Raw genomic sequence first — 11,066 nt, forward strand, 5'->3', positions numbered from 1 at the left:
CCCGATGACCGACGAAGCCACGACCACGGCGGCACCGCTGGCCATCCGGGCCGAGAACATCGGCAAGCGGTTCGGACAGGTCCAGGCCCTGCGCAGCATCAACCTCTCGGTGGCGCGGGGCGAGGTGCTGGGCCTGATCGGCGACAACGGGGCCGGCAAGTCCACCCTCATCAAAATCCTGACCGGCTTCCACCAGCCCACCAGCGGTCAGCTCTACATCGACGGCCAGCCGGTCACCCTGAACTCGGTCCAGCACGCACGCTCGCTGGGTATCGAGACGGTGTTCCAGGATCTGGCCCTCATCAACACCCTGCCGGTCTACCTGAACCTGCATCTGAACAAGGAGCCCCGGTTCGGGCCGTTCCTGCGCAAGGGGCTGATGCGCCGCAACGCCCGCAGGTACCTCGACGACATCGGCATCAACATCCCGTCGATCAACGCCGAGGTGGCCAACCTGTCGGGCGGGCAGCGGCAGGCCATCGCGGTGGCCCGGTCGGTCTACTCCGACGCACGGATCCTGTTGTTGGATGAGCCGCTGGCCGCCATGGGGGCCAAGGAGGGCGGCATCATCCTCGACCTGATCTCGATGCTCCGGTCCCGCGGCGACCTGTCGATCATCCTGATCGCGCACAACTACACCCAGGTGCTCGACGTCTGCGACCGGGTCAACCTTTTGCAGCACGGCGAGATCACGTTCGACAAGAAGACCAGCGAGACCTCGGCCGAGGAGCTGCTCGACATGGTGGCCAACGAGTACCGCGTCGGCGGCAGCAAGGCCGGCGACCGCGGCCGGTACCTCACCGAGATTCGCGACGCCAAGGGCTGAACGGGCGGCGCCGGCGGTGCTTCGAGCCCGCCGGCGCCGGCCAGCCCGGCGGGTCCACGGCCGGCCGGCTGTCCACAACGAGCCCGGCTAGTCTCCGGCCAGCCGGCGCCGGGCCACCTCGGCCAGCGCCACCGCGGCCGCCACCGAGGCGTTCAGCGACTCCACCGCGGACGCCATCGGGATGCTCACCGACAGGTCGCAGGTCTCCCCGACCAGTCGCGACAGGCCCCGGCCCTCCGAACCGACCACCACCACGAGCGGTCCGGTCGCGGCCTCCAGCTCGTGCAGCGGAGTTTCTCCGTCGGCGTCCAGCCCGGCGACCATGAAGCCCTCTTCCTGGCACCGCTTGAGCGTCCGGGTCAGGTTGGTCACCTGCGAGATCGGGACTCGGGCCGCCGCGCCGGCGCTGGTGCGCCACGCCGTGGCCGTCATGCCGGCCGCGCGTCGCTCCGGGATGACGACGCCCTGCGCGCCGAAGGCAGCCGCCGAGCGCACCACCGCACCCAGGTTGCGCGGGTCGGTCATCCCGTCCAGCGCGACCAGCAGGGGCGGTGTCGCCTCAAGGGCCGCGGCCAGCAGGTCCTCGAAGGGCTCGTACGCGTACGCCGGCACCGACAGCCCGATGCCCTGGTGCAGCACGCCACCGGTCATCCGGTCCAGCTCGGCCCGGGTGATCTCCAGTACCGGGATGCCCCGGTCGGCCGCGGTGCGCACGGACTCCCTGATCCGGTCGTCCGAGTCCAGCCCCTGCGCCAGGTACAGCGTGGTGCCCGGCACGTTCGTGCGCAGCGCCTCGACCACCGGGTTGCGGCCGACGAGCAGCTCGGGCGCGTCCTTGGCCGGTGCCGACCGGCGGCCCGGTGCGACCCGGGGACCTGGCTTGCGCGCGGGCGTCTGCGCCTTCTTACCGGTGGTGGTGGGCTTGGTGCCCGGCTGGCCAATCTTGGGTGCGCGGCCCTTCGCCGCGGCGGCCCGGCGCTCCTTGTCCTGCTTCCAGGCGGTGCGCTCGGGCAGCGGCTCGTCGCCCGAGTATCCCTTGTGCCAGGGGCGTTCGTCCGCCGGCAGGGTGCGACCCCTGCCCTTCAGGCCGGCACGGCGCTTGCCGCCCGATCCGACGGTCGCGCCCTTCTTGGGCGTGACGCGCCGTCCGCGACGCTGTGAATTACCGGCCATTTGCGATGCTCCAACGTGGTCCGTGGGGTGTGTCTTCGACAATTACTCCGGCCTGCCTCAACTGGTCGCGTACCGCGTCGGCGGCCGTCCAGTCGCGCCGGGTACGGGCGAGTTCTCGTTGCTGCAGGGCGAGCTGCACCAAGGCGTCCACTGTGGACGTGAGGTCGTCGGCGGCACCACCGGCGGCGGCGCCGGACCAGTGAGCCTCCAGCGGATCCAGGCCGAACGTGTCCAGCATGGCCCGCACCCGGGCCAGCGGCTCCTTGACATCCTCGTCCGCGGCCAGCGCGGCGTTGCCCAGCCGGACCGCGTCGTGCAGCACGGCCAGGGCGCGCGAGGTGTTCAGGTCGTCGTCCATCGCCTCGACGAACTCGGCCGGCAGCTCACCCGGCTCGACGGCGCCGACCCGCTCCACGGCGTGGACGACGAAGCTCTCGACCCGCCGGTACGCGGTGGCCGCCTCCTGCAGGGCTGCCTCGGAGAAGTCGATGACCGATCGGTAGTGCGGCTGGGCCAGGTAATAGCGCACCTCGGCCGGGCGCACGCCCAGGCTCATCAGCGCGTCCAGGTCGATCACGTTGCCCAGCGACTTGCTCATCTTGGTCGCGCCCAGATTGAGCAGGCCGTTGTGCACCCAGTACCGGGCGAACGGAAGGCCGGCCGCGCGGGACTGGGCGACCTCGTTCTCGTGGTGCGGGAACAGCAGGTCGAGCCCGCCGCCGTGGATGTCGAACTCGGCGCCGAGGTACCGCCAGCACATCGCCGAGCACTCGATGTGCCAGCCGGGCCGGCCCCGCCCCCACGGGCTCGGCCAGTAGGCCTCCGCCGGCTCGTCGGAGCGCTCGCCCTTCCACAGCGCGAAGTCCACCGGGTCCCGCTTGGCCCGGGCCGGCGCGTCGGCGGCCGGCTCCATGGCATCGGGCCGTTGCCCGGACAGCTCGCCGTAGTCGGGGTATGAACGGACGTCGAAATACACGTCGCCGGAGCCGTCGGTGGCCGGGTAGGCGTGGCCGCCCTCGATGAGCTGCCCGATCAGCTGGTGCATTTCCGGGATGTGCCCGGTCGCCCGGGGCTCATAGGTCGGCGACAGCACGTTCAGCGCCCGGTAGGCGGCGCCGAGCACGAGCTCGTTGCGGTATGCGATGGCCCAGAACGGCTCACTCTGCTCGATCGACTTGGCCAGCACCTTGTCGTCGATGTCCGTGATGTTGCGGACCATGGTGACCTTGAAGCCGGAGCGCATCAGCCAGCGACGCAGCACGTCGTTGTTCACACCGGAGCGGAGGTGACCGATGTGAGGGCCGGACTGCACGGTGAGGCCACACAGGTACATGCCGACCTGACCGGGAGTCCGCGGGACAAAATCCCGCACCGTCCGGGTGGCGCTGTCGTACAGCCGTAGGGTCACCCCCAAAGGGTAGCGGCCATCCAGGTTCGCGGTCGTCCGGATACCTGGCCGGTGCCGGCGGGGCACCGGCGGCGACCGGAGAGGCCGTGGCGCTGGCCGTGGTGGAGCCGAGCTGGACCCACTGCACGTCGCCTACCGGACGGGCTCCCGGCACCGGCTCGATCAGGGCGCGGGCGGGCCTGGCGATCCTCGCCGGTCGGCGGGGAGAGTCCGGTTGGGTCGAGACCACCGGTCAGCTGCAGGCCGGCGCGTACGGCATCGCCGCCCCGGTGATCGGCGTGCCGGGCCTGGAGGCGAGCGTCGGCGTGGTCGCGCTGGCCGCGCTCGACGCGCCAGTCGTCGGGCCAGCGGTCATCGCGGCCGCGGCCGCCACCAGCCGGGCCCTGGCGCCCGGCCAGGCGTAGCGGCTCAGGGCGAGTTCGTCTCCTCTTCCAGGATCGTCTCGTACAGCGCCGGCGGTGGGGCCTCCGGCCGGGAGGCCATCCGGCGCGCCGTGGCCCGGCGCGGACCGGGCAGGGCGGCGCGGACCGCCACCGCCACGACCGCGGTGCCGTACGCGCAGATCTCGACCCAGTTCGGGGAGACGACCCGGTGGTCGAAGCGCATACCGATCACGGCGTTCGCGCCCGCGCTACGGGCGTGGTACGCCATCCGCTCCACCGCCTCACGGCGCCCCGCTATCAGGTACTGCTCCCCGGCCTCGGAGAGGCTGCCGGACAGCGAGCGGACGCCCTCGGTGAACTTGTTCTGCGGGCGGGCGGTCACTCCGACCACCTCGCCGATCAGGCCCCTGATCTGGTACCCGGGAAGATTCTCAACGGTCACAATCAGCACGGGTCAATGGGTACCCCGATCATCGACCAGTCATCCGCAGCACGTCGAGGATTTCTTCTAGATCGAGGTCGTCGTGTCCCCGGGCGAGTGCCGCCTCCCGGATCGTGGTACGGGACGCCAGCGCCTGTTTGGCGATCGCCGCCGCCTCGTCGTAGCCCACGTACCGGTTCATCGGCGTCACGATCGCCGGGGAGCTCTCCGCGTACTCGCGGGTCCGCCGCTCGTCGGCGGTCAGGCCCGCCACGCACTTGTCGGCGAACAGCCGGCTCACCGCCGCCAGCAGCCGCACCGACTCCAGCGTGTTGCGGGCCATCACCGGCAGCATCACGTTGAGTTCGAACTCGCCCTGCGAGCCGGCGAACGCGACCGCCGCGTCGTTGCCGATCACCTGGGCGGCGACCTGCCGCACCGCCTCGCACACCACCGGGTTCACCTTGCCGGGCATGATCGACGAACCCGGCTGCAGGTCCGGGATGCGCAGTTCGGCCAGGCCGGCCGTCGGACCGGAGCCCATCCACCGGATGTCCCCGGCGATCTTGTGTAGGCCCACGGCGATGGTGCGCAGTTGCCCGGACAGCTCCACCAGCGCGTCCTGCGCCCCCTGCGCCTCGAAGTGGTTGCGTGCCTCGGTGACCGGAAGTCCGGTGCGCTGCGCCAGTCGCTCGATGGCCAGCCGGGCGAAGTCCCGGGGCGTGTTGATGCCGGTGCCCACGGCGGTGCCGCCGAGCGGCAGTTCGGCGAGCCGGGGCAGCGCCGCGCGCAGCCGCTCGAGGCCGTACCGGACCTGGGCCGCGTACCCGGAGAACTCCTGGCCCAGCGTGATCGGGGTGGCGTCCATCAGGTGGGTACGGCCCGACTTCACCACGTCCGCCCACTCGCCGACCTTCACGTCCAGCGTGGCGGCCAGGTGCTCCAGCGCCGGCACCAGGTCCCGGGTCGCCGAGGCCGTGGCGGCCAGCCGGATCGACGACGGGAAGACGTCGTTGGACGACTGCGAGGCGTTCACGGTGTCGTTTGGGTGGACGGGCTCACCGAGCCGGCGGGCGGCGAGCGTGGCCAGCACCTCGTTCATGTTCATGTTCGAGGAGGTACCGGAGCCGGTCTGGAACACGTCCACCGGGAACTGGTCGTGGTGCGCCCCGTCGATGATCTCCTGGGCGGACGCCTGGATCGCCTCGGACACGGCCTCCGGGATCACCCCGAGCGCGGCGTTGGCGTGCGCGGCGGACGCCTTGATCTCGGCCAGCGCGACGATGTGGGCCCGTTCGAGGCCACCGCCGGAGATCGGGAAATTCTCCACTGCCCGCTGGGTCTGCGCCCGCCACAGCGCATCCGCCGGTACCTTGACCTCGCCCATGGTGTCGCGCTCGACGCGGTATTCGACCATGGCTTCATCCTGCACCGGCCCGCCCGCGCGCGGCCAGCGGTGGAGACCGGCGCCACCCCTGACCAGCGCATTTCGACCTCCCGGCGGCCGCGTCGGCCAGGAGGAGCGGCCGGCGCGGAGTGGCTGGGGCAGCGTGGCGGGCCAGGCGAACGGGCCAGGGCGGGCGGCCCCGAGGACGGCCGCCCGTCGCCCCGTTACAGCTTCTGGTACTCCTGCTTGAGCAGGTCGTTCGCCGAATCGAGAGACAGCGGCGCGTGCTGGTTGGTCACAACCACCATCACGACGTCACCGTTGAGCCCGATCTCGAGCGCCTGGACGAACCCTTGGTCGTCCTTGTCCGGGGTGGCGAACGACTTCGCGTCCGGAACTCCCGCCACGTCGGCCTTGTTGGCGGCGTCGTACGCGCTGCTCGTCCCGTCGATGTCCTCGTCGAAGAAGCCCTTGGCGTCGGTGGACGAACCGAACTGGTAGAGCCGGATGTCGACGGAGGAGTCGTCGGAGTTCACCCAGCAACGGGCCGCCCCGGTCTTGAACCCGAACTTCTGCAGCTCGGACTTGCGGGCGTCGGCGTTGTCGCTGAGCTGCGCGGCCTGGTCGAGGCTCAGGACCTCGTTGGTGCCCTCTTCGTCCTCGCATTTCTGCGCGGCCGACGGCATCGTGACCAGGTAGTCGCGCAGGTCGCCGGAGTGCGTCGCACCACCGGCCTTCGAGGTGCCGCCGTGGCCGTGGCTGAACGCGAAGGCGGCGCCGATGCCACCGCCCACTACCACCACCACCAGCGCGGCGACGATCCCGACGATGAGACCGGTCCGGTTGCTCTTGGGTGGCTGCGCCGGGTAGCCCGGGTATCCGGGGTAGCCCTGCGGGGCACCCGGGTAGCCCGGCTGCTGGCCCGGGTACGACGGCTGCGCCCCCGGGTACCCCTGCGGCGCGCCGGGGTAGCCCGGCTGCTGACCCAGGTAACCGCCCTGCGCCGGATCCGCATAGCCAGGCTGCTGACCCGGATAGCCGCCCTGCGCCGGATCCGCATAGCCAGGCTGCTGACCCGGGTAACCGCCCTGCGCCGGATCCGCATAGCCAGGCTGCTGACCCGGATAGCCGCCCTGCGCCGGATCCGCATAGCCAGGCTGCTGACCCGGATAGCCGCCCTGCGCCGGATCCGCATAGCCAGGCTGCTGACCCGGGTAACCGGCCTGCGCCGGATCCGCGTAGCCCGGCTGCTGCCCGGCGTAGCTCGGTCCGGGCGAGTAGGGCTGCGCCGAGTAGGGCTGCGACTGGACCGGCGCCCCGGAGAACGGCTGCGACGGATACGGCTGACCGGCCGGGACACCGGCGGCCGGTGGGTATCCGCCGGCGGGCTGCTGGTTCGGGTCCTGGTAGGTCGGGTCTGGATACGTCGGGGCCGCGCTGGGCTGATAGGGATCTACGGGCTGCTGTTGCCCAGGATCATTCGTCGGGCCATAGGAGTACGGGGGCTGCGACACGGGCGCTATTGTCAATCGATTCGACGCTGAGGTACAACCGGTGAACTGGTCACATGTTAGACACGTCGACCGACGGTGAGTACCGGCTTACTCGTCTCCGCGAAGAAATCGTTGCCCTTGTCGTCGACGACGATAAATGCGGGGAAGTCGACGACGTCAATCTTCCAGATCGCTTCCATGCCGAGTTCCGGATACTCCAGCACCTCGACGTGGGTGATGCAGTCCTGGGCGAGCCGGGCCGCCGGGCCGCCGATCGAGCCGAGATAAAAGCCGCCGTGTTCCTGACAGGCGCGAGTGACCTGCGCGGACCTGTTGCCCTTGGCCAGCATGACCAGGGAGCCACCGGCCGCCTGGAACTTCTCCACGTAGGAGTCCATCCGGCCGGCGGTGGTCGGGCCGAAGCTGCCGCTGGCGTACCCGTCGGGGGTCTTCGCCGGCCCGGCGTAGTACACCGCGTGGTCGCGCAGGTAGTCCGGCATGGGCTCGCCCGCGTCCAGCCGCTCGGCGATTTTCGCGTGAGCGATGTCACGCGCCACGACCAGCGAACCGGTCAGTGAAAGCCGGGTCTTGACCGGATACCGGGACAGCTCTTCGCGGATCTCGCTCATCGGCCGATTCAGATCCACCTTGACGACCGGCCCCTGGTCGAGCTCGACGTCCGGCAGGAACCGGGCCGGGTCGGTCTCCAACTGCTCGAGGAAGACTCCCTCGGGCGTGATGCGGGCCAGCGCCTGCCGGTCCGCCGAGCAGGACACCGCTATCGCGACCGGGCAGGACGCCCCGTGCCGGGGCAGCCGGACGACCCGCACGTCGTGGCAGAAGTACCGGCCGCCGAACTGGGCGCCGATGCCGAACTGCCGGGTCAGCTCCAGCACCTGCGCCTCCAGCTCCAGGTCCCGGAAGCCGTGCGCGCTCATCGAGCCCTCGGTGGGCAGGTTGTCCAGGTACTTGGCCGAGGCGTACTTGGCCGTCTTGAGCGCGAACTCGGCGCTGGTGCCGCCGATCACGATGGCCAGGTGGTACGGCGGGCAGGCCGCGGTACCGATCAGGCGCAACTTCTCCTCCAGGAACTGCATCATCCGCGTGGGGTTCAGCAGCGCCCTGGTCTCCTGGTAGAGGTACGACTTGTTGGCCGAGCCGCCGCCCTTGGCCATGAACAGGAACTCGTAGCTGTCCGGATGCGCGTCGCCTGCGTAGATCTCGACCTGTGCGGGCAGGTTCGATCCGGTGTTCTTCTCGTCCCACATGGTCAGCGGGGCCAGCTGCGAGTACCGGAGGTTCAGCCGGGTGTACGCGTCGAACACGCCCCGGGCGATGGCCTCCTCGTCGGTGCCGTCGGTCAGCACGTACCGGCCACGCTTGCCCATCACGATCGCCGTGCCGGTGTCCTGGCACATCGGCAGCACCCCGCCGGCCGCGATGTTCGCGTTGCGTAGCAGGTCCAGCGCCACGTACCGGTCGTTCGGCGACGCGGCCGGATCGTCGAGGATCGACCGGAGCTGGGTCAGGTGAGCCGGGCGCAGGAAGTGCGCGATGTCGTGCATGGCCGTGTCGGTCAACAGGGTCAGCGCCTCGGGCGCCACGGTGAGGAATCGCCTCCCGCCCGGCCCGTCGACCACCTCGACGCCCTCGGTGGTCAGCAGGCGGTACTCGGTCTTGTCTTCACCCAGCGGCAGCAGCGGCGCATACACGAATTCCGGCACGGTGGCCAATCTACTCGCGGGTCACTCGGGCGGATCGGGCGATCCCGCGGCCGGCGCTCAGCGGGTGGAGCTGCCGTAGGTGACCAGTCCGACCCGCAGCCCGATGTGGATGACCAGCCCGTTCTGGGCGTACCCGAGGAGCGTCGCCCCGCTCTTCACATCGATCAGCGTGCCGCCCGAACTCGACAGCGCGACGAGGGTGCCCTGTCCCGCGTCGGTGAACAACGCCACACCGGAGGCGAAGTCGACCTTGATCGACTTGTCGCAATCCCGGGTCCACAGGCTCGCCCCGCCACTCAGGGACACCGCCCGGACTGCCTTGCCGTCGGCCGTGCGCACCAGCGCCACCCGTCCGTCGGTGGCCACCGTGGTGTCACCGGCGGCGAGCTTGTACACCGGGGCGCCGGTGGTCGAACTCAGCAGCACCTCGCGGTTGTCCGGGCCGACGGCCTCCAGCAGGCCGCCCCCGCCCAACGGGTCCTCGCGCTGCTCGCAGGCCACCCCCGAGGAGGTCTTCAGGTCGTACCCGCTGCGCTGCCAGACCTGCCGGTCGCCGTCCGGGTCCCGCCCCTGGACGGTGTACCGGCAACTGCCGTCGCGCAGCACGGCGGTGCTCTCCACCACCCGGTTGCCGGCCACCACCATCCGGGTGTCCTTGGTCGGCTCGTAGGTGTGCAGGCGCCGGCCGCTGGCGGACGCCACCACCTGGATCTGGCTGTCGATCGGGAAGCCGAGCAGGGGCGGGGCCGGCTGCGGCGGCTGGATCGTGCCGTCGAACGGCCGGGGGCTGGACAGCGCGGTGTTCGCCCCGGCCAGCCGCTGGGCCCTGCCCGCGAGCCGGGTCTTCCAGCGCGCCGCGCCGGTGGCCGGCGACCGCGCGGTCAGGTCACAGGAGTTGTCGGCCGGACAGGTCAGGTCGAGGATCAGATCGGTGTAGGTCCACACCGCGATGGCCGATGAGTTGGTCCATTCGACGGCGCCGGTGTCGGCGGCGACCGCGTCGTACCCGTGCTTGCGGCCGGTGTGGCCGAGGATCACGATGTTGTCGCCGGAGCCACCGACGCCCGCCCAGGCCGCGTTCCGATGCCAGATCTTTTCGCCGTTGGACATCCGGTGCGCCTCGACGCCGCCGTCCGAGATCACCACTACGGCGCCGTCGCCGGCCACGGCCACCTCGGGCTGGTCACCGACGCTGGTCTGCCAGGTCGGCTTCGGCTTGCTCAGCGCGGTCAGAGAGGACGACAGCTTGGTGAACCAGTTGCCGGTGTCGGGCAGCACCTTCCAGCCGGTGACCAGCGAGTAGACGACGACCAGCCCGACGATCCCGAGCAGGGCGAGGAAACCCACGAAACCCCTGACGCCCCGGCCCTTCGCCACCCGCACACCGTAGCCGCGCACCGGGAGGCCCCGGCGTACCCGATCAAGGCCGTGTCGCCCCGGTATGCGGCTTTAGCCGGGGCTCAACCGACCCCCGGCGGCGGCGTGTACCAGCGGGAGCGTGCGGTACGGGATCTGCTCGGCCAACGCGATGATCGTCGCGGCCCGGACGATGCCGTGGTACGACACCACCTGGTCGATCACCCGCTGCAGGTCCGCGTTGGACCTGGCCACTATCCGGCACAGCAGGTCGCCCGAGCCGGTGATGGTGTGCACCTCCAGCACCTCGGGGATGGTGCCCAGGTGCGTGGAGACCGGATCGTGGCCCCGGCTCTGGGAGATCTCCAGGGTGACGAACGCGGTCACCCCGTACCCGAGGGCGGCCGGCACGACGTCCGGGCCGAAGCCGCGGATCACGCCGCGGCCGGTCAGCTTGTCGAGCCTGGCCTGTACCGTCCCCCGGGCCACCCGCAGCCGGCGGGCGCACTCCAGCACCCCGATGCGGGGCTCCTCGGCGAGCAGCGCGATCAGTTGGGCGTCCAGCCGGTCGATCGGCGAGGGTGGGCCACCGGTCACCGCCGCACCCCGCGTGCCCGGGTCGGGCCCGACGCGCCCCCCGCCGGCCCGACCGCCCGCCCGGCGGTGTCGCCGGGCGGGCCGCCGGAACGGGTCAGTCGACCTTCTGCGCGGCGAACATCCAGTGCTGCTGCTCCAGCGTGCGCAGCACGCCGATGAGGAGGTCCTGACTCGCCGGGTCCAGCTCGTCGGTGTGCTCGACCCGCTTGCGCACCGAGCCGCACACGTCGGCCAGCGCCTCGGTGATCAGCGCTACCACCTCGTCGTCGACCACCTGGCCGGCCGGGAACTCCGGCAG

Annotated in this window: 10 protein-coding genes and 1 pseudogene; 2 read left to right on the top strand and 9 right to left on the bottom strand. The window is 71.0% G+C overall.

Annotated features, from left to right (window positions below; translation table 11 throughout):
* Positions 1 to 4: 4 nt before the first annotated feature.
* Positions 5 to 826 (top strand): ATP-binding cassette domain-containing protein, encoded by an 822-nt coding sequence (locus ABEA87_RS35185; protein ID WP_345637170.1) that lies wholly within the window; start codon positions 5 to 7, stop codon positions 824 to 826.
* An 87-nt stretch (positions 827 to 913) separates the two neighbouring features.
* On the opposite strand, the gene rlmB is transcribed toward ABEA87_RS35185, so the two are convergent.
* Positions 914 to 1,999, bottom strand: a complete 1,086-nt coding sequence (rlmB, locus tag ABEA87_RS35190; RefSeq protein ID WP_345637173.1) for a 23S rRNA (guanosine(2251)-2'-O)-methyltransferase RlmB — start codon at positions 1,997 to 1,999, stop codon at positions 914 to 916.
* Positions 1,989 to 3,407, bottom strand: a complete 1,419-nt coding sequence (gene cysS / locus ABEA87_RS35195) for a cysteine--tRNA ligase (protein ID WP_345637176.1) — start codon at positions 3,405 to 3,407, stop codon at positions 1,989 to 1,991. The genes rlmB and cysS overlap by 11 nt, the downstream gene beginning before the upstream one ends.
* A 77-nt stretch (positions 3,408 to 3,484) precedes the next feature.
* On the opposite strand from cysS, the pseudogene ABEA87_RS35200 reads away from it, so the two are divergent.
* A pseudogene (locus ABEA87_RS35200) lies at positions 3,485 to 3,811 on the top strand (IclR family transcriptional regulator); the annotation flags it as partial.
* A 4-nt stretch (positions 3,812 to 3,815) separates the two neighbouring features.
* Here ABEA87_RS35200 and ABEA87_RS35205 read toward each other — a convergent pair.
* The 7 genes from ABEA87_RS35205 to ABEA87_RS35235 all read right to left on the bottom strand — a co-directional run.
* Entirely contained in the window at positions 3,816 to 4,241 is a 426-nt protein-coding gene (locus tag ABEA87_RS35205) for a heavy metal-binding domain-containing protein (protein ID WP_345637178.1), read from the bottom strand.
* 19 nt (positions 4,242 to 4,260) lie between these two features.
* Positions 4,261 to 5,628, bottom strand: a complete 1,368-nt coding sequence (locus tag ABEA87_RS35210; protein ID WP_345637180.1) for a class II fumarate hydratase — start codon at positions 5,626 to 5,628, stop codon at positions 4,261 to 4,263.
* A 194-nt stretch (positions 5,629 to 5,822) separates the two neighbouring features.
* Complete coding sequence (locus ABEA87_RS35215; RefSeq protein WP_345637182.1) at positions 5,823 to 7,112, bottom strand: YML083C domain-containing protein; 1,290 nt, start codon at positions 7,110 to 7,112, stop codon at positions 5,823 to 5,825.
* A 56-nt stretch (positions 7,113 to 7,168) separates the two neighbouring features.
* Positions 7,169 to 8,815: a fumarate hydratase gene (locus tag ABEA87_RS35220; protein ID WP_425571014.1), complete on the bottom strand. Its 1,647-nt coding sequence runs from the start codon at positions 8,813 to 8,815 to the stop codon at positions 7,169 to 7,171.
* Between the two features lie 57 nt (positions 8,816 to 8,872).
* A complete protein-coding gene (locus tag ABEA87_RS35225) occupies positions 8,873 to 10,192 on the bottom strand; it encodes an outer membrane protein assembly factor BamB family protein (RefSeq protein ID WP_345637186.1) in 1,320 nt (439 codons plus the stop codon).
* Positions 10,193 to 10,264: 72 nt separating this feature from the next.
* The gene (locus ABEA87_RS35230; RefSeq protein ID WP_345637188.1) at positions 10,265 to 10,768 is read right to left on the bottom strand and encodes an Lrp/AsnC family transcriptional regulator; all 504 of its coding nucleotides are present in this window, start codon (positions 10,766 to 10,768) and stop codon (positions 10,265 to 10,267) included.
* Positions 10,769 to 10,862: 94 nt separating this feature from the next.
* On the bottom strand, positions 10,863 to 11,066 hold a 204-nt coding region (locus ABEA87_RS35235; protein WP_345637190.1), incomplete at its 5' end, for a ferritin-like domain-containing protein.

The organism is Rugosimonospora acidiphila, from assembly GCF_039543385.1.
GTDB lineage: Bacteria > Actinomycetota > Actinomycetes > Mycobacteriales > Micromonosporaceae > Rugosimonospora > Rugosimonospora acidiphila.